Origin of the sequence: Rhodococcus sp. NPDC060176 (assembly GCF_042728675.1) — a bacterium.
Lineage (GTDB): Bacteria > Actinomycetota > Actinomycetes > Mycobacteriales > Mycobacteriaceae > Rhodococcus_F.
Genome location: NZ_JBHWYS010000001.1, coordinates 194,960 through 213,140, shown reverse-complemented (window position 1 = coordinate 213,140; position 18,181 = coordinate 194,960). Strand labels below are relative to the sequence as shown.

The window sequence follows — 18,181 nt, the reverse complement described above, 5'->3', positions numbered from 1 at the left end:
ACAAGCAAAGCACGGAAAGGCGGGCGACCTACGTTTGAAACTTCGGTCACTGGGTACATGACTGCTCCTGAGGTGGCGGCACGTCACCATGAAGACAGGATGAACCTTGCACATGCGACGCGCCGCGAGGGCCGAGAACGTGGACGAAACCGCACGCCGCGACGAAGGCGGCGGTACGAACACTCTCACCCGGGCGATAACCGGCCCACTCCTTTTCGTGTTCATCCTCGGAGATGTTCTGGGTGCCGGTATCTACGCATTGGTGGGCGTCATCGCCGGTGAGGTGGGTGGAGCCGTCTGGGTCCCGCTGCTCGTAGCGCTGGTCATGGCGTTGTTGACAGCGACGTCGTATGCCGAACTAGTCACCAAATATCCGCGCGCGGGCGGTGCTGCCGTGTTCGCCCAGCGGGCGTATGGGAAACCACTGATCTCGTTCCTCGTCGGCTTCTCGATGCTGGCGGCCGGTGTCACGAGTGCAGCGGGACTCGCTCTCGCATTCTCGGGCGACTATCTCAAAGCGTTCATCGACGTCCCGACCGTTCCGGCAGCGCTCGTCTTCCTTCTACTGGTGGGACTTCTCAATGCGAGAGGCATCAAGGAATCGATGCGCGCCAACGTCGTCATGACAGTCGTCGAGGTCACCGGCCTTGTCCTGGTTGTGGTCCTTGCCTGCATAGTTCTCGGGCACGGCGGCGGAACCCTGAGCCGCGTCGTCGAATTCGACGACAGCCGATCACCCGCACTCGCAGTGTTGGCAGCTGCGTTGCTTGCCTACTACTCGTTCGTCGGCTTCGAAACGTCCGCGAACGTCGCCGAAGAAGTGAAGAACGTGAGCAAGGTCTACCCACGCGCACTGTTCGGAGCCTTGCTGACAGCGGGTGCCGCCTATGTCCTCGTCGGCCTCGCTGTCTCGGTGGTTCTGCCCGCCGACGAACTCGCCGCATCCTCCGGCCCCTTGCTGGCAGTGGTGTCTGCCGCCGATGTCGGTGTTCCGCCGCGCCTGTTCAGCCTGATCGCACTGGTCGCCGTCGCCAACGGAGCACTGCTGACGATGATCATGGCGAGCAGGCTTACATACGGAATGGCGTCGGAAGGCCTGCTCCCGAGCACATTTGCACGGGTGCTGCCGCGTCGCCGGACCCCCTGGGTGGCGATTGTCGCGACCACAGCCGTTGCCATGGCTCTGTGCGTCACCGGCTCGTTGTCCGCCCTGGCGGAGACGGTGGTGCTGCTGCTGCTTTTCGTATTCATCAGCACCAACATCGCAGTCCTGGTCTTACGTCGTGACGCAGTGCAACACAAACACTTCCGAACGCCGATCATCTTTCCGATCCTCGCTCTCGGTACGTGCGTTGCATTGCTCACCCAGCAGAGCGCAGCGACATGGTTGCGGGCATCATTGCTCCTGGCCGTAGGAGTGGTGCTGTATGCCCTCTCCCACCGTCGATCCACGAAGTGAGGTGCGATGTTCAGGAGGGGGTGTGATGACCGACAGTTCTGACGCGTCAGATGTCATTCAGCGTCGGGAGCGAAAGATCAACAGGCGAACCCTGACATACGGGCTGTCCGTCGTTCTGGCTACCGCGTTGCTGGTTGTCGCGATCGTGTGGTTGGGCTCCCGACGAGGCGAATGCTTCGGCACCGACACCTTGCTGTGCTCACAGAAAGATCGCCGACTGGCAGTCTTCGTCCCCAGTCTGATGTTGCTGCTCGGGACCGTCGGCGCGTTCTTGCGAGCCTCCCTGCGATTACACCGGCTGCGGCGCCTCTACATCCGTCCTTACCTGGCGTGGGCCTTGGCGGGACTCACCCTGACGTATCTGATCGGAGCTTACTTCTTGATCGGGGTTTAAATTCTCTGAATACGTCTTCTCGGCAACCAGATTCACCGACAGAGTCGACAGCCGTGAATCAGAATCGCGGATCGTCGATCGCAGTGAGGACTATTTCCCGCACTGACGCCGAGGACGACAAACTCGAGATCGAGCGCACCGTGTCCACAACGTCATGCACCGGGACCAGTGAACCCTCTCCCCTGGCCGCAGCGATGTCTCGGGGTACCTCGAGTCCATCTTCTGTATTGAGATATCCGAGGTGCAGAACCGTCACTGCGAGTCGGTCCTTCCGGTAGCCCTCTCTCACCGCGTCGGCCATGCCGTTGATCGCGGACTTCGATGCACCGAACGCAACCTCCGGCCTACCACTTCGTGGGAGACCCGAGGTAGAACCGGTCAGGATGATCCGAGGTCGAGGACGGCTGATCATGCGGGGGATCAGGCGCTTGAGCAAGAGAATCGTGCCCGTAACATTGGCATTGATCATTTCCAGCATTTCGACGTCGGATTGATCTGTGAACGCATAATCGGAAGTAAAGGCATCCCCTTCCCAAATTCCGACGTTGCAGATCAGGGTATCTACACCACCGACAAGCTCCTGATCGATCGAATTCGCTGCCGTAACAGGGTCGGTCAGGTCGGCTTCGATCCACTCGGAGACGTCGAACCCGTCAGGACGCCGACGCGATATGCCGAGAACATCGTGGCCATCGCTCCTCAGACCCTCGATCAACGCACGACCAAGACCTCGGCTCGCACCGACAACAACCGCCCTCGCCACAATTTCACCCTTCGTCGCTTGCTCATTCCCATCCTATCGATCCGGTCGTGGCCGGTAGTTCGAACCGAATTGTCCCTACCGGCACATCACCCGTTTCGAGTGAGTCGCGATGCGCCGGGAGCAGCCAGGCAGCCGCCCTCGACTCAGGATTGGAGTACTGCAGCAAGATTGGCATCTATCCGCTCGCCGAGGCGGACAATCCGCGGTCGACGACGAGGAGAGACCTGCGCGGCCGGGCGCGATTTCATCGAAGGACAGAATGGCAACTTCGCGAACGGCGAGGTCTACCCGTACACCGACTGCGCCGTCGTCTATCACATGGCCTTCATCGGTCTCAAACGGTTGGGCGTCGGGCAGTTTTGCCCTGTGAACATTCGCCATCGCGCAGGCAATCTGTTCCTCTCCGATCGCACGTACCGGATGCGCGTACCTGTCTCCCAATACTGTTCTGTGACAATGTATGACGGCAACGACGACGGATCCCTCGACGTGTACTTCGGACCGAAGGAAATTCCCGGACTGGAGTCGAACTTCATCGCAACCGGAGCCTCGGTCACGTTCGAGCTGATGTTCCGCTTCTACGGCGTCGGAGCCGAAGTGATGTCGAAAGAACGGGAGTTGGACGATGTCGGCCTGATCGACGTCGACGAACCCGGTACTTCTCAGGCTCGGCATTTCACAGGAGGACCGAGCAGGTCATACGCTTCCGATGTGGAGCGATCTACGCCTGCGGTCTCTGCGTCGCCCACCGGGCGAGGGGACTATCATGTACGACGTGCAGGAGGTCAGCGACGAGACTCGAAACTACGGTGGTCGACCGGTGTCGGCTCGGCGCGCCGAAAGACGGTTGCAGTTCATTTGGGCTGCGCTGGAAGTCTTCTCGGACAAGGGATACGCCTCGAGTTCGGTAGCGGATATCTGCACCGCCGCGAGCCTTGCAAGACGACAGTTCTACGACGAGTTCGACAGCCGCGAGGATCTGCTGATCGCACTGTACGACCAGATTCAAAGCGACGCCCGGGACGCGATGCTGACTGCGATCGCCACCGAAAACCCTGTGACACTTGCTGATCTCGCGGAAGCAGCAATGACGGCTTTCGTCGAGTCGATCGGCCTTGATCCTCGGCGAGCCCAGATCTCGTACGTAGACATCGTCGGGGTCAGCCCGCGAGTGGAAGCACACCGCGTAGAACGACGCACAGAATGGGCCGCGTTCTTCAAAACGACAGTTCAAAATGCCGTGGGTGAGGATTTTGTTCCCCCCGGCGGATACGAAATGGCATCGACAGCGTTCATCGGCGCACTCATGGCCCTCGTACATCAGTGGAGCACTGCGCCCACCCGTCCGCCCGTCGGCAGCCTGGTCAAGGTCATGTCCACGATTCTCAGCGCACTGATCGGCACTGACGCCTCGACCAGCTGATTCGATCGCTGCCCGCCACCGCTCGCAGCCCCTGATCGACTCCGATACCCGGCCCCTCTCGTCGGAACCCTTCGGCGTTTCGGCACTTCTGGCAAGCCAAGAACCTTCCTGGGCCGCAGCTCACCACACGAGCACCTTCATACGCGCCAACTGTGGCGAACCCCGATGAGCATTGACCATTGCGAGCCCCGTCACAAGTGCGCTACGTTGAAAGAAAGTTAGACAATGATGTCTTACACGGAAGATCTGAGAAGAAATGCACAAAGTTGCACTACTCCGTCTCGCAACAGTGGGCTTCCTCGCTGCAGGAGCCGTTTCCATGACCCCTGTTCTCGCACAAGCGGAATCGCAGGACTTTTACCAACCACCGACTTCGCTGCCGGCGGGGGAGGGAGTGATGATCAAGTCCGAGACAACCCCCTTACTCGGCCAGATACCGGGCATAGCCGGCACGTGGCCGGGCAACGGGGAAAGAATCATGTACACCTCGACGCTCGTGGACGGCACTCCCGTGGCTACTACGGGCGCAGCCATCACACCGGCGTTTCCCTGGCGCGGCCCCGGTGAACGGCCCACCGTCGTCGTTGCTCCGGGTACGTTCGGCCAAGGCGATCAATGCGCTGGTTCGAAGAACCTCGCGTGGGCCTTCAACATTCAGATCAGTCCTCAACTGAGCCTGCCCGTCAACTACAACGTCGCAGACGCCGGCTTGCTGCTCACCGCAGGGTTTCGTGTAGTGATGCCCGACTACATCGGACTCGGCACTCCCGGAATACACACCTACGTCAACAGAGTCGAGCAGGGCAACGCCGTCGTCGATGCCGCTCGCGCCTCGAATCAATTGTGGCATCTGCCCGACTCCACACCGATCGCGTTCTGGGGTTACTCCCAAGGCGGAGGGGCGAGCGCGTCCGCGGCAGAGATCGTCGGCACACGGGCACCCGAGTTGAACGTGCTCGGAACCTATGCGGGGGCAGCCGATCCCGACCTGCGTGAGGTTCTCCGAAAGGCTGACGGGTCACTGCTCACCGGAGCGGTCGGATACACCCTCAACAGCCTGATGGCGAGGTACCCCGAGCTAGGGCCGATCTTCGACAAGCGGCTCAACGACAAGGGAAAGCAATGGCTGACGACCAGCGCGACACAGTGCGTGCCGGATACCGGGCTGACATCGTTGGGCACTCGTAGTACCGACTACACGGCCGACGGAAAATCTTTCTCTCAGATCCTGTCCGAAGAACCGGAACTCGCGGCGGTCGTCGACGAGCAACAGATCGGACGCACGGCCCCCTCTGACCCGGTATACCTCCACACCTCCACCAACGACGACATCGTTCCCGCGGATTCCGTTGCGGCACTGAGAGACAGATGGTGCGCGTTGGGAGCCGCAGTGGAATACACGCAAGACGACATCACTCCCCCGCTGCTGCCGGGATCAACTCTCGGCCACGATTTCGGAACAGTGACCGGCATGCCGCTTGCGGCAAAGTTCTTGTGGGACCGAATCAACAAGGCACCCGTCAACTCCGCGTGCGGAGCTTGAAGGGACTGACTGCGAGCACCATTGGCCTGTTGTTGCCGAAGACAAAGATCGCCAACCGAAGTGACCGGCATCAGTGACACCTATTGCTCTGGTGCAGAATTTCGGGCGAGACACGGAGCTGCACCGACGGCGCCCACCAATGACGCAGCGGGATCAGAAGACTGCGTCAGCAAAGCAGTGCATATCTCCGCCAGCCGGTCCGCGAGGTCAACACGGCGCCGAACGCTTCCGATACGGATAGCGTTGCCGATCAACGTCATTGCTGCACTCACGGTGAACTTCGCCTCGGCGGCATCCAAGCCGGGGCGAAGTTCCCTGAGCGCTCGAACCCACAACTCCAGGTAGTCCCGCTGAGCTTGGACACATGCCTTTCGGGTGTTGTCGGGAAGCTCGGCGAGCTCCGTCGCCATCAGACCGATGAGGTGTCCGTCTTCCAGGGCGAACGCGATATGAACACCCAAGAGAATGCCGAGCGTCTCGCTCGAATCGCCGACTTGCGACAGTGCCTGCCTGACTGCAAGGTCACGTCGGTCGAAACCACGGGTGATTGCCGTGGACAGAATGTCGAGCTTTGTGTCGAAGTGGTTGTACACGTTCTGGCCTGTCGTGCCGCAGGCCGCGCCGATGTCCTCGTTGCTGACCGTTCGATACCCGCGTTCGTCGAACAGTTGAATCGCCGCAGTCAGTAGTTGTTCGCGTCGCGAAACGGGTATGGAGATGACCTCTGTGCGCGCAGCGGGAACGTCGGGGTCTGCAGACCCGATGGGGGACAGGGCAACACGCGCCGAAAGGTCGAACAGCAGTGCCTCCATCTGGCGGGGAGGCATCGAGATTCGGTGACTCGACGAACTGCTGAACACCGCAAGGATCGAGTACGCCAGCAGCCGACTGTCGGAGTCGGAAAGGCCAGACCTGTGCACCTGCACCAGCTCCGAGATGCGAGTGGTACTGACCCGCAACTTCTTACGCAGCATCTCTCGTTGGTCGTCGTCCAGATACCTGGCTTCGCGCTGCCACAACAGCGGCAGCCCGCGGCGCTCGACCGACGTTGCCGACAGCGTTGTCAGCAACGTGTACAGATCCGTTGCACCGCCGACAGATTCATTGAGAGACTCGATCCCGGCCAGAACCGCGTGATAAAGCAGGCTGTTCTTGTTTCGATAATGGCGATAGAGCGCGGACGTCGTGATGTCCACACGAGCGGTGACATCCGAAACAGAAATGTTGTGATACCCGTGCTCCCGGAACAGCTCGCTTGCTGCTGCCAGTATCTGTTGCTTACGGTCGCGGGGTCGACGGACGGCAGTCATCGGTTCCCTTTCACGTGGCACGCCGCCATCCTATCGTCGATTCGGTCATTGCATCAGATTCACAAAGTGAGTGCACTCGCATGAAGACGACTCATAACCAGAAAAGTCCAGTTACCTACAATTCTGCACACTCGGGAACCTCACGTAGCTACGTTCGACTCGTAGCTTTCCAGACGATCTCCTTGTCACGCTCGGGGTTGGCGAAAATCAAGGTTCCGAAAGCGAACAGGACCGCAACCAATCCGAAGGCCTGGAACGCAGTGGCATACCCGGCGGCCGGAGTATCGGCAGCGTCGACGATCCGTCCGGTCACGTAGGGACCGATCAAACCCCCGATTCCCATCATTGCCATGAAAACTCCGAGTGTTCCGGCAGTCTGCCGGGGCGGACATATTTCAGAGATCGTGGCGATGATCAGCGGATAGCCGGACGCCAGGAACCCGTATCCGACCGAGACGATCGCGACTGCCAGCGCAGGGGTCGACACGTAGGGCAAGAACACCATGATCATTCCGCTAACGAGCACACCCACCGAGGGAACGATTATTCGAATCAGGCGGGAGGTGGCGCCGCGTGAAGTCAGACGATCTCCGGAAGAGGAAAGGATCAACATCAAGATCAGGCCCGCAATGCTGGGGAATGCGAACATCGAACCAGCTTGCAGTCGGCTGTATCCCAGGCCCACTTCGAAGTAGGACGGAAGCCAGGTCAGCACAACCGCGACGATGGCGTAAATCGCCATCACCAGCATTGTGCAGCTGATGAACGTCCGCGTTCGGAAGATACGCATCCACGGCACCGCCGGCTCGTCAGTCTCGGCTGCACTGCCTCCCGCCTCTTCTCGACGCTTTCCACTACGGATGTAGGGGCCCTGCGACCACAGGGGCAACCAGAGCACGCACCACAACACGCCGAGCACCGCCATGCAGACCACGGCCGCACGCCACCCCCACGTGACCGTCACGAAGGCAAGCGCCGGAGCCACGGCAATTTTCGCCAGCGAGGCCGATCCCGCGAGAAGCGCACCCGGAAGTCCGCGCTTCGCCGGTGGATGCCAGGAGAACGCGGCGGTGTGTGTCAAAGGTCCGCTCGGCCCCTCAGCCAAACCCAACAGCATCCGACTGACCACCAACACAGCAAAACTCGCCGTGATGACCATCGGAAGCATTGCCGCCGACCAGAGCAGGGCCAACATCGCCAGCGCCCATCTCAGTGTCGTTATTCGGGCGATCGCCCCGGAAAAGAAGCCGCCGATCGTGAAGGTGAGGAAGAACAGGCTACCTACGAGTCCGATCTGGGATGCTGTCAATCCCAGCTCTTTGGACAGCGGCTGGGCAATGATGCCCAACACCGCTTTGTCCCCCCAGTTGATGACGGTCAAGAAAACCAGCAGCGAGGTCAAACCCCAAGCACGGCGGCGTGATTCGAGAGGTTCAGGCGCTGCTGTGCCCGCAGACGTTTGTTGATGTGTTGCCTGTGGTGTTGTCCGGGGTGTTGTCACTGTCGGATCCTTCGGGGAGACGGTTTGGTCAACGGGCGCTGCCAACGCAGTGCAGGGCAGACTTGCCGCTGGGATTGGTGACACTTCGAGTTCACATCTATGTTCGGAATCGAGATCCATCACGCTCCGCTTTCACAGAGAAGACGCGTCAGTTAGCCATTCTTCGAGAGCGAAACACCGAATAGCACTGCCAGATAAGAAGAATTACGCAGGTGGATGCCCGCCTCCCTCAAGTGAACGCCTTCAGTTCAGCTATCCGTACGCGGGCATTCTCACGCGACGTCGCTTCAGAGAATTACTTGAGATTCACTTTGAGCTATTTTCCTCACTGTGTCAAGGGTCACTTAGAACTATCGACGACACTGGCGACCTTGCCGAAAAGCCAGTTCCTCCGAAACCCACCCACACAATGCCCCAATTCGTGCGGTGACAATCGGCAGCTTCCGGCGTTCGAGAGTGTCCGTCACTCGTCACCGGCGCTCCATCCCGCCAAGTTCGCACGCAACTGTGAATGCATTGGAACAGTATCTGACCAGCAGCAACCTCGAAGATGCTTGACATACAAACTTTTAAGGCCTAAAAGTGAATCATCAGTAATTGCCAATGAAGCTCCCGAAGCTACGGCGCCTCGAGGCATCGCAGCACCGGAGCAACCGCCGGTCTGGAATGCCGCCAATTACGTTTCGCTACAACACTCTTCACTCGAAAGGGGACACCGTGGGAAATGGGATCGCGGGAACTGGGACCGTGGGTAACCTGGAGGGAAAGGTCGCTCTCGTATCCGGGTCAGGTCGTGGGATCGGTCGAGAAATCGCACTCAAATTCGCCCGCGAGGGTGCAGCGGTGACAATCAACGACTTGGATCCCGAAGCTGCTGCACAGACCGAGCACGACATCAAGGCGGCCGGCGGACAAGCAGTCAGCGTGGTGGGTTCAGTATCCGAGGACGGTTTCGCGGAGCGGTTCGTCAGCACTGCGGTCGAGACCTTCGGTGGTCTGGACATCATCGTCAACAACGCCGGATATACGTGGGACTCGGTGATTCAGAAGATGACCGACGAGCAGTGGGACACCATCGTGGACGTGAATCTCAAAGCGCCGTTCCGCATCCTGCGTGCGGCGCAGCCGTTCATCAAAGCCAATCCGACCGAGTACCACCGCAAGGTGGTGAACGTGTCGTCGGTGTCGGGGTACTACGGGAACGCCGGCCAGTCCAACTACGGCGCCGCCAAGGCCGGCCTGATCGGACTGACCAAGACCCTTGCCAAGGAGTGGGGCCGGTACAGGGTCAACGTCAACGCAGTGGCCTTCGGACTGATCATCACGAGAATGACCGAGGTGTCCGCGGACGCGAACGCGACGTTGACGATCGACGGCCGCGAGATTCGCGTCGGCGTCAACCCTGACCGCTTGGCCGTCGCTTCGAAGATGATCCCGTTCGGCCGAGGCGGCACTCCGGTGGAAGCCGCGGGGGCGGTGTACCTGCTGTGCACTCCCGAATCGGACTACATCAACAGCCAGTGCCTCGTCGTCGACGCCGGACGCGTCTGACCCAAGCACGTCATCTCACCACAATTTTCAGGAGCGCATCATGAAACGTACCGTCTATGCCCCCGAGCACGAGGCATTCCGCGAGACCATCCGGACCTTCATCGCCAAGCAGGTCACGCCGAACTACCCGGAGTGGGAGAACGCGAATCAGGTACCGCGTGAGTTGTTCAACCAACTTGCAGAACTCGGCGCAACTAGCTTCGACATCCCCGAGGAGTTCGGCGGCGCCGGACCTACCAGCTTCAAATTCCAAGCTGTCATGCAAGAGGAAACAGCCCGTGCAGCAGTAAGTTTCGGACACTACGGCGTGAGCATCGGCATCGTGCTGCCGTACCTGCTGCGCCTTGCCGACGACGAGCAGAAGCAACGGTGGCTTCCAGGCGTGGCGAGCGGCGAGACCATGCTCTGCATCGCCATGACCGAGCCCGGAACCGGATCGGATCTGGCAGGCATCAAGACCACAGCGTGCCTGTCCGAAGACGGCACCCACTACATCCTCAACGGTGCCAAGACCTTCATCACCGGTGCCCGCAACTCGGAACTCTGCGTCGTAGCAGCTCGAACCTCCGCACCGTCCGCGGAGGACCGGCGCTTCGGACTCAGCCTGCTGGTGGTTCCGACCGACAGTGTCGGCTTCAACTTCGGACGCAAGCTCGACAAGATCGGCATGAAGTCTTCCGACACCAACGAACTGTCGTTCACCGATGTTCGAGTTCCGGTCGAGAATCTCCTCGGCGAGCAGGACAAGGGCTTCTCCTACCTCGGCCAAAACCTCCCTCGGGAAAGACTCTCCATCGGTGTCGGCCAAACCGCCTGTGCGGCCTCGGCGATCGAGTTCGCGTCGGAGTACGTCCGCCAGCGCCAAGTTTTCGGTAAGCCTGTTGCATCCTTCCAGAACACCAAATTCGTTCTTGCCGAATGCGCTACCGAAGTCGCTGCCGCGCAGGCGCTGGTGGACAAGGGACTCGATCTCGACGACTCCGGAGAGCTCACCGCCGCCGATGCTGCACGCATCAAGCTGTTCTGCACCGAGATGGCAGGCCGCGTGATCGACAAGTGCCTACAACTGCACGGTGGCTACGGGTACATCCTCGAATATCCCATCGCTCGCCTGTACGCCGACACGAGAGTCTCGCGCATTTTCGGCGGTACCAGCGAAGTCATGAAGACCATCATCGCCAAAGACATCGGTCTCTGATCTCCAACCGACTCGGACACAGGAGTTTTCATGCGTGATGCAGTCATCGTCGACGCGGTACGGACACCGGTCGGCAAACGTGGTGGTGGGTTGTCCACCACGCATGCAGTCAATCTGTCAGCGCACGTTCTGCGCACGCTCGCAGAGCGAACCGGGCTGGACCCCGCGATCGTCGACGACGTGATCTGGGGCTGCGTCGGAACCCTCGGCATGCAGGCCGGCTGTATCGCCCGGTCGGCAGTACTCGGTGCAGGATGGCCCGAACATGTCCCTGGCGTGACCGTCGACCGTCAATGCGGCTCTTCGCAGCAGGCCGTACATCAGGCGGCAGCGGGCGTGATTTCGGGCCAGTACGACGTCGCGGTCGCGGGCGGAGTCGAGATGATGAGCGTCATCCCGCTCGGCGCGGCTGCCCGTGCCGGTGACTACGGGCCGATGCACGGCCCACTCGTACTGGGGCGCTACAACATCGAACGATTCAACCAGGGTCTCGGCGCTCAGATGATCGCCGACGAGTACGGCATCAGTCGCACCGACATGGACCGACACGGCCTCGACTCGCATGCCCGCGCGGCTGCCGCTGTCGACGCCGGTCGTTTCGCCGGCCAGATCGCACCGGTCACGGTCACCGAGGCCGAAGGCGGTACCCGGATCATCGAGGCGGATGAAGGTATCCGTCGCGGCGGGACCATGGAACGCCTCGCCGAGCTGCCGGTGGCGTTCGAGGGAACCGAGATCACCGCAGGAAACGCCTCCCAGGTTTCCGACGGGTCCGCCGCTCTCCTCGTGACGACCAGTGACGTTGCGCGTGAACACGGTTGGACACCGATCGCCCGCATTCATACAGCCGTGGTGACCGGTACCGATCCGGTGAGCATCCTCAAGGGCCCGATCCCGGCAACGGCGTTGGCGCTGAAGAAGTCCGGGTTGACGCTCTCCGACATCGGCACGTTCGAGATCAACGAAGCATTCGCCGCCGTGTCCCTGGCCTGGTTGCGCGAGACCGGAGCCGACTATTCACTGATGAACCCCAACGGCGGCGCCATGGCCATCGGGCATCCCGTGGGAGGCTCCGGCGCGCGGTTGATGACCACGATGGTGCACCACATGCGTGACGAGGGAATCCGTTACGGCTTGCAGTCGATGTGTGAGGGCGGCGGCATGGCCAACGCCACCATCCTCGAGTTGCTCTGAATACGCCTCACACACAACGAATCAACCACCAAAGCACGAAGACCAGTAATCACAAGGGAGCACCGATGAGTCGCAAAGTACTAGTCGCCGGGGTCGGAATGATCCCGTTCACGAAGCCAGGGCGCAGCGAGCACTACTACGAGATGGGTGCGAAGGCCATTGCCAACGCGCTCGCGGACGCAGGAATCGGATTCGAGAAGATCGGGCAGGCCTACGCCGGCTACGTGTACGGGGATTCGACGAGTGGCCAACGCGCCATCTACGGCGCGGGTATGACCGGAATTCCGGTTGTCAACGTCAACAACAACTGCGCCAGCGGCTCGTCTGCGCTGTGGTTGGCCAGGCAGGCCGTCGAGTCCGGCGTCGTCGAATGCGCACTCGCCGTTGGCTTCGAGCAGATGCAGCCCGGGGCTTTGGTCAACCATTGGGGCGATCGCCCGGCCCCGATGGAGCGGCACGCCGAAGTCCTCGACCGCACCTACGGCGTCGACCCCGCCAACCCGTCCATGGCGATGCAGTACTTCGGTGCCGCCGCGCAGGAGTACTCCAAGCGGTACGGGGTCTCGCCGGATCTGTTCGCGAAGATCTCGGTCAAATCCCGCAAGCACGCTGCCAACAACCCGTACGCGGTTTTCCGTGAGCCGGTCACCGAGCAGGAAGTGCTCGAATCAAAGGCACTGTACGGCGGGCTGACTCGTTTGCAGGCCTGCCCGCCCACCTGCGGAGCCGGCGCTGCCATCATCTGCAGCGAAGATTTCGCGCGAGCCCACGGCCTCACGCCCGGAGTGGCGATCGCAGCCCAGGAACTGGTCACGGACTTCCCCAGCGTCTTCACCGACGACGACGTATTCAAAGTCGTCGGCGCGGACATCACTCGAGTTGCTTCGCAACGGATTTACGAAAAGGCCGGAGTGGATCCGCGCGACATCCAGGTCGTCGAACTGCACGACTGCTTCTCGGTCAACGAGGTGCTCTCGTACGAGGCCCTCGGATTGGTAGAAGAAGGGTGCTCCGAGAAGTTCATCCTCGACGGCGACAACACCTACGGCGGCCGCGTTGTGGTCAATCCCAGCGGCGGTCTGCTGTCCAAGGGGCATCCGCTCGGCGCCACCGGCTTGGCTCAGTGCGCCGAACTGGTGTGGCAGTTGCGCGGCACCGCCGACGCACGACAGGTCGACGGCGCAAAGCTCGCACTGCAGCACAACCTCGGGCTCGGTGGCGCCGGCGTCATCACGCTCTACGAAAAGGTTGCATAGCAGCTTCTTTCACCACTACTAGTCCATGCGCCGCAGCTCGGTGCGAAGAACGAAAGGAAACATCATGGGACAACTCGACGGACGCGTTGCCATCGTCACCGGGGCCGGCGCAGGTCTCGGTCGCGAACACGCACTACTCATGGCAGCCGAAGGCGCCGGCATCGTGGTCAACGACCTGCGCGGAGCGCAGCAGGTGGCAGACGAAATCGTCGCTGCCGGCGGCTCGGCCATCGCGGTTGAGGGCTCGATCGCGGAGATGGCCGTCGGTGAGAAGCTCACCGAGGCAGCAGTATCCACCTTCGGCAACTTGCACTCGGTGGTCAACAACGCCGGCATCATCCGCGACGCGATGCTGTGGAACATGACCGAGGAAGAGTTCGACTCGGTTATCGCTGTGCACCTCAAGGGCACCTTCTCGGCTACCCGCGCCGCCGTGAGATACTGGCGTGACCAGTCGAAGGCAGGCGTGCAAGAGACACGCAACCTCGTCAACACCAGTTCCGGATCCGGACTGCACGGCAACTACGGACAGTGGAATTACTCCGCAGCCAAGGCCGGTCTGGCCATCCAGGCAGTCAATGCCGCTCGCGAATTCGAGAGATTCGGCGTCAAGGCCAATGCCATCGCTCCCGTCGCGCGCACCGAACCAGTCAAAGCCACGCCCGGCATCAAGGATTTGGTCGGTGAGCCCGTCGACGAGGCTGTCTTCGACCGCTACAACCCCGCCAACTGCTCGTCGCTCGTGGCATATCTGTCGAGCGCCGAATGCGCTTTCAACGGACAGGTTTTTGCCGTTTACGGCGGCTACGTGGGTCTCTACGGCGGCTACTCGATCGCCGACGAAATTCGCGAGGACCGACAGCTGGACATCGGTGAACTGACAAAGCTTCTCGGCGACAACGCCTTCCTCAAGTCGGTCGAGACCCGGCGCGCCGGCATCCCGAAGATCGAAGGAGAAACCAAGTGAGCTACACGTTCCCGCTCGACTACAGCAAGGTCCAGGAATTCGTCCGGGCAGTGAAGGCAAACCCCGAACAGCATGCCGGTGAGGATGCGGTGATCCCGCCGACCATGCTCACCAGCGGCCGGATGATCTGGGAGCCCGCAGACCAATCCGGTTTCGCCAAGCTCGGATTCGACCGCCGTCGCATCCTCCATGGAGAGGAGGAGTACATCTTCCACGGGCCACTTCCACGAGCCGGTCAGAAGCTGACCGCCGAGACCACCGTCGGTGACCGCTTCGAAAAGCCCGGAAAACGCGGTGGCGTGATGACCTTCGCGAAGATGATCACCGAGTTCCGTGACGAGTCCGGAGAATTGATCGCGACGCAGAACAGCACGATCATCGAGACCGCCACAACGGGCGGCAAGGAGGAGGGGAAATGACCACCACGACCGAAACCGTCGTAACCGGACAGCAGGCCGAGAGCAGGACCTTCCCTCCACTGACTCGCACCGACTTCGTCAAGTATCAGGGTGCCTCGGGTGATTTCCATCCGTTGCACCACGACGACACGTTCGCCCGTGAGACAGGCTTCCCGTCCGTGTTCTCCGTCGGCATGCTTCAGGCAGGCATGCTGGCCGGCTACGTCACCGACTGGCTGGGTGTCGAGAACCTGCGTCGGTTCAAGATTCGATTCGCCGACAAGGTCTGGCCCGGTGACGAACTCACCTGCTCTGCTGTCGTCGTCGACATCTACGAGGCCGAGGACGGTCGACGTGCCCGTGTCGAACTTGTCTGCGCTCGTCAGAACGGTGTCAACGCCCTCGTCGGAGACGCGGAATTCCTGATCGATTAACTCGTCGTCGGGGTGTCGATTCGTCGGCACCCCGACCATCCGCCGTCTGCACCACCCGACTCGAGGAGCACGCGAGCCCATGCATCTGACCCACCTTCTGCACAGGGCGGTTCAACAACAGCCACACCGACCCTTGACCGTCTGCGAGCATCGCGAGCGCACCGCCCCACAGATCGCGAAGCGAGTCGCCAGACTCGCGGGAGCCCTGCGAGAGCGAGGCGTCGGTCCGGGCGACCGGGTCAGCATCCTGGCGTTCAACTCCGACCGTTACTTCGAGTCGTTGATGGCGACGTGGTGGATCGGCGCTGTCGTCAATCTGGTCAACCGTCACGGTTCCGTCCGTGAAGTCACCGACGCGGTCACCGGAGTCGGCAGCGCATTTGTACTCGTCGACGAGGAATGCCGGCTACTGGTGACCGGGCTCGACGCGACGGTCACGCTCGTCTACATGGGCGACGAGCCGGCACCCGCAGGCATGGCGGGTTTCGAGGACCTGATCATCGAAGGCCCCGGGGTCGACGACGTGCGTGCCGGCGGCGACACCTTGGCCGCGCTGATCTACACCGGCGGAACCACCGGCACTCCCAAGGCCGTCATGCACTCTCATCGCAGTCTCTCGACCGCCCTGCTCGGCGGTACCGGCTTTGCCCGGTCCTGCGAGATCGGTGGCATCACTCTGGTGATGGCTCCTCTGTTCCACATTGCCGCATTGCTCGGCATGCTGGCCCAGACCGTGGTCGGCGGCACAGTGGTGTTCGCCAACCGCTTCGATGCCGGCGATGTGCTCGAGCTCATCTCGGGCCGACGTGTCACCACCATGACCTCGATCCCGAGCATGTTGCAGATGCTCTACAACCATCCAGCCTTCCCGGACACGGACGTCACCAGCGTCAGATCGATCGTCTACGGAGCCGCCCCGATGCCCGCGGCCGTCCTGGAACGCGCGATGTCGCACTTCCCCAACGCAAACTTCGTCCAGGGATACGGCATGACGGAGACCGCGGTCATCGTCTCCCTGCTCGGTTCGGACCACCGTGCCGGCGGTCCTCGCCTGCGCTCTGCGGGCCGCGCGAGCCTTCACGCCGAAATCATCATCGTCGACCGGGAAGGCAACGAGGTGCCGCGGGGCACCGTCGGAGAGATCGTCACCCGCGGCGAGCACATCATGCTCGGTTACTGGAACCGCCCGGAAGAGACCGCCGAAGCGCTACGCGGAGGCTGGCTGCACACCGGAGATCTCGCGTACATGGACGACGAGGGGTACATCTTCATCGTCGATCGCGCCAAGGACATGATCATCACCGGCGGTGAGAACGTCTATTCGGCCGAGGTGGAGGACGCCGTCACCAACCACCCCGCAGTGTTGCGCTGCGCCGTCATCGGTCTGCCCGACGATCAGTGGGGCGAGCGCGTGCATGCCGTCGTGGTCCTCAACCCCCGATTGACTGCCACCGCAGAAGAGATTCGAGAGCACGTCAAAACCCAAATCGCAGGGTACAAAGCGCCGCGCACAGTCGCCTTCGTCGAAGCACTGACGACCACGGCCACCGGTAAGACCGACAAACGGTCACTGCGCGGCCTCTACACCTAGCCAACCCCGCGTCGTCCGCGGAACAAGGAGACTTCCCATGAAGCGCACAATCTTCGACGATCAGCACGATGCCTTTCGCGAGGTGTTCCGGGCCTTTCTACACAAGGAGGTCGTCCCGGAATTCGCGAAGTGGGAGGAGCAGGGATACGCCCCACGCGAGTTCTACCGCAAGCTCGGCGAATTGGGAGTCATGGGCTTCGACATCCCGGAGGAGTACGGCGGCGCGGGGCCGACGAGCTATCGCTATCTGATGATCATCGGAGAGGAAGCTGCGCTGGCCGGTGTCTCATTGGGTAACTACCACGCGAGCGCCGGAATCGTTCTGCCCTACTTGCTCACTCTCGCAAACGAGGAGCAGAAGAAGCGCTGGCTGCCCGCCTGCGCGAGTGGGCAGGCCGTGCTTGCCGTGGCGATGACCGAACCGGGGACGGGTTCGGATCTGGCTGCCATTCGCACCACCGCGAAGCTCTCGGACGACGGAGAAAGCTACATCCTCAACGGTGCAAAAACCTTTATCACCAACGCTTCTCAGGCAACACACATGGTCGTGGTTGCCCGTACCGGCGACCCAGGTGAGAATCGCCGGGGAGGGCTCTCGCTGTTTGTCGTCGACACCGAATCCGCAGGCTTCGACGTTGGCCGCCGATTGGACAAGATCGGTTTGAAGTTCAGCGATACCTGCGAGGTCTCCTTCACCAATGTTCGAGTGCCGGTCACCGACGTACTCGGCGAGGAAGGAGCGGCCTTCAGTTACCTCGGACAGAACCTGCCGCGCGAACGCCTCGCCATGGCGGCCGGAGGGTGCGCCACCGCGGCCGCTGCCATCGCCCACGCGGTTTCCTACACCAGCGACCGACGCGTCTTCGGTAAACCGGTCGCGGACTTCCAGAACACCAAATTCGTTCTTGCCGAATGCGCTACGGATCTCGCCGCAGGTCAGACAATGGTCGATCACGCCGTCACACTCGAAGACACCGGCGAGTTGAGCGCCGTCGATGCTGCAATCTGCAAGCTCTTCTGCACCGAGATGGCAGGCCGCGTGATCGACAAGTGTCTACAACTGCACGGCGGCTACGGGTACATCCTCGAATATCCGATCGCACGGTTGTACGCAGACACGAGAGTGTCGCGAATCTACGGCGGCACCAGCGAAGTCATGAAAACGATCATCGCGAAATCCCTGAGCCGGTAGGAGCCCC

General features: G+C 61.4%; 16 protein-coding genes and 1 pseudogene. 14 read left to right on the top strand and 3 right to left on the bottom strand.

The features are described from left to right. Positions 1 to 112 precede the first annotated feature (112 nt). The gene (locus ACFWEM_RS01000) at positions 113 to 1,459 is read left to right on the top strand and encodes an APC family permease (protein WP_378530315.1); all 1,347 of its coding nucleotides are present in this window, start codon (positions 113 to 115) and stop codon (positions 1,457 to 1,459) included. 25 nt (positions 1,460 to 1,484) lie between these two features. After that, entirely contained in the window at positions 1,485 to 1,853 is a 369-nt protein-coding gene (locus ACFWEM_RS00995; RefSeq protein WP_378530313.1) for a hypothetical protein, read from the top strand. A gap of 58 nt (positions 1,854 to 1,911) precedes the next feature. Here ACFWEM_RS00995 and ACFWEM_RS00990 read toward each other — a convergent pair whose 3' ends face one another. Beyond that, positions 1,912 to 2,616 carry an SDR family NAD(P)-dependent oxidoreductase gene (locus tag ACFWEM_RS00990; RefSeq protein WP_378530311.1) on the bottom strand — a complete coding sequence of 235 codons (705 nt, stop codon included), beginning with the start codon at positions 2,614 to 2,616 and terminating at the stop codon, positions 1,912 to 1,914. 318 nt (positions 2,617 to 2,934) lie between these two features. Between ACFWEM_RS00990 and ACFWEM_RS00985 the strand changes: the two are divergent. The 3 genes and pseudogenes from ACFWEM_RS00985 to ACFWEM_RS00975 form a co-directional block, all read left to right on the top strand. Further along, positions 2,935 to 3,189: pseudogene (locus tag ACFWEM_RS00985) on the top strand (DUF1214 domain-containing protein); the annotation flags it as partial. A gap of 193 nt (positions 3,190 to 3,382) precedes the next feature. Further along, entirely contained in the window at positions 3,383 to 4,039 is a 657-nt protein-coding gene (locus ACFWEM_RS00980) for a TetR/AcrR family transcriptional regulator (RefSeq protein WP_378530309.1), read from the top strand. Between the two features lie 319 nt (positions 4,040 to 4,358). Then, a complete protein-coding gene (locus ACFWEM_RS00975; RefSeq protein WP_378530307.1) occupies positions 4,359 to 5,582 on the top strand; it encodes a lipase family protein in 1,224 nt (407 codons plus the stop codon). Positions 5,583 to 5,662: 80 nt separating this feature from the next. On the opposite strand, the gene ACFWEM_RS00970 is transcribed toward ACFWEM_RS00975, so the two are convergent. Together ACFWEM_RS00970 and ACFWEM_RS00965 are read right to left on the bottom strand one after the other, a co-directional pair. Continuing rightward, positions 5,663 to 6,892: a TetR/AcrR family transcriptional regulator gene (locus ACFWEM_RS00970; protein ID WP_378530305.1), complete on the bottom strand. Its 1,230-nt coding sequence runs from the start codon at positions 6,890 to 6,892 to the stop codon at positions 5,663 to 5,665. A 148-nt stretch (positions 6,893 to 7,040) separates the two neighbouring features. Then, entirely contained in the window at positions 7,041 to 8,393 is a 1,353-nt protein-coding gene (locus ACFWEM_RS00965) for an MFS transporter (protein WP_378530303.1), read from the bottom strand. Positions 8,394 to 9,140: 747 nt separating this feature from the next. Here ACFWEM_RS00965 and ACFWEM_RS00960 point away from each other — a divergent pair. From ACFWEM_RS00960 to ACFWEM_RS00920, 9 genes are all read left to right on the top strand, one after another. Further along, positions 9,141 to 9,944 (top strand): SDR family NAD(P)-dependent oxidoreductase, encoded by an 804-nt coding sequence (locus tag ACFWEM_RS00960; protein ID WP_378530301.1) that lies wholly within the window; start codon positions 9,141 to 9,143, stop codon positions 9,942 to 9,944. A gap of 40 nt (positions 9,945 to 9,984) precedes the next feature. Then, positions 9,985 to 11,142, top strand: a complete 1,158-nt coding sequence (locus tag ACFWEM_RS00955; RefSeq protein ID WP_378530298.1) for an acyl-CoA dehydrogenase family protein — start codon at positions 9,985 to 9,987, stop codon at positions 11,140 to 11,142. Between the two features lie 30 nt (positions 11,143 to 11,172). Then, positions 11,173 to 12,336 carry an acetyl-CoA C-acyltransferase gene (locus ACFWEM_RS00950; RefSeq protein ID WP_378530296.1) on the top strand — a complete coding sequence of 388 codons (1,164 nt, stop codon included), beginning with the start codon at positions 11,173 to 11,175 and terminating at the stop codon, positions 12,334 to 12,336. A 65-nt stretch (positions 12,337 to 12,401) separates the two neighbouring features. Beyond that, positions 12,402 to 13,592 (top strand): lipid-transfer protein, encoded by a 1,191-nt coding sequence (locus tag ACFWEM_RS00945; RefSeq protein WP_378530294.1) that lies wholly within the window; start codon positions 12,402 to 12,404, stop codon positions 13,590 to 13,592. 64 nt (positions 13,593 to 13,656) lie between these two features. Beyond that, positions 13,657 to 14,559, top strand: a complete 903-nt coding sequence (locus tag ACFWEM_RS00940) for an SDR family NAD(P)-dependent oxidoreductase (protein WP_378530292.1) — start codon at positions 13,657 to 13,659, stop codon at positions 14,557 to 14,559. Next, positions 14,556 to 14,978 carry a MaoC family dehydratase N-terminal domain-containing protein gene (locus tag ACFWEM_RS00935; protein ID WP_007735631.1) on the top strand — a complete coding sequence of 141 codons (423 nt, stop codon included), beginning with the start codon at positions 14,556 to 14,558 and terminating at the stop codon, positions 14,976 to 14,978. Before ACFWEM_RS00940 ends, ACFWEM_RS00935 begins: the two co-directional genes overlap by 4 nt. Continuing rightward, the gene (locus ACFWEM_RS00930; protein WP_378530285.1) at positions 14,975 to 15,391 is read left to right on the top strand and encodes a MaoC/PaaZ C-terminal domain-containing protein; all 417 of its coding nucleotides are present in this window, start codon (positions 14,975 to 14,977) and stop codon (positions 15,389 to 15,391) included. The genes ACFWEM_RS00935 and ACFWEM_RS00930 overlap by 4 nt, the downstream gene beginning before the upstream one ends. 79 nt (positions 15,392 to 15,470) lie before the next feature. Further along, on the top strand, positions 15,471 to 16,982 hold the full coding sequence (locus ACFWEM_RS00925; RefSeq protein WP_378530283.1) for a long-chain-fatty-acid--CoA ligase: 1,512 nt from the start codon (positions 15,471 to 15,473) through the stop codon (positions 16,980 to 16,982). 37 nt (positions 16,983 to 17,019) lie between these two features. Beyond that, positions 17,020 to 18,174, top strand: a complete 1,155-nt coding sequence (locus ACFWEM_RS00920) for an acyl-CoA dehydrogenase family protein (protein ID WP_378530281.1) — start codon at positions 17,020 to 17,022, stop codon at positions 18,172 to 18,174. Positions 18,175 to 18,181: the final 7 nt, after the last annotated feature.

Excerpts from the sequence above, each read along its gene's own strand:
- ACFWEM_RS01000 (WP_378530315.1), top strand. The coding sequence starts at position 113 with ATGCGACGCGCCGCGAGGGCCGAGAACGTGGACGAAACCGCACGCCGC.
- ACFWEM_RS00995 (WP_378530313.1), top strand. The coding sequence starts at position 1,485 with ATGACCGACAGTTCTGACGCGTCAGATGTCATTCAGCGTCGGGAGCGA.
- ACFWEM_RS00980 (WP_378530309.1), top strand. The coding sequence starts at position 3,383 with ATGTACGACGTGCAGGAGGTCAGCGACGAGACTCGAAACTACGGTGGT.
- ACFWEM_RS00975 (WP_378530307.1), top strand. The coding sequence starts at position 4,359 with ATGACCCCTGTTCTCGCACAAGCGGAATCGCAGGACTTTTACCAACCA.
- ACFWEM_RS00970 (WP_378530305.1), bottom strand. The coding sequence starts at position 6,892 with ATGACTGCCGTCCGTCGACCCCGCGACCGTAAGCAACAGATACTGGCA.
- ACFWEM_RS00955 (WP_378530298.1), top strand. The coding sequence starts at position 9,985 with ATGAAACGTACCGTCTATGCCCCCGAGCACGAGGCATTCCGCGAGACC.
- ACFWEM_RS00950 (WP_378530296.1), top strand. The coding sequence starts at position 11,173 with ATGCGTGATGCAGTCATCGTCGACGCGGTACGGACACCGGTCGGCAAA.
- ACFWEM_RS00945 (WP_378530294.1), top strand. The coding sequence starts at position 12,402 with ATGAGTCGCAAAGTACTAGTCGCCGGGGTCGGAATGATCCCGTTCACG.
- ACFWEM_RS00940 (WP_378530292.1), top strand. The coding sequence starts at position 13,657 with ATGGGACAACTCGACGGACGCGTTGCCATCGTCACCGGGGCCGGCGCA.
- ACFWEM_RS00930 (WP_378530285.1), top strand. The coding sequence starts at position 14,975 with ATGACCACCACGACCGAAACCGTCGTAACCGGACAGCAGGCCGAGAGC.
- ACFWEM_RS00925 (WP_378530283.1), top strand. The coding sequence starts at position 15,471 with ATGCATCTGACCCACCTTCTGCACAGGGCGGTTCAACAACAGCCACAC.
- ACFWEM_RS00920 (WP_378530281.1), top strand. The coding sequence starts at position 17,020 with ATGAAGCGCACAATCTTCGACGATCAGCACGATGCCTTTCGCGAGGTG.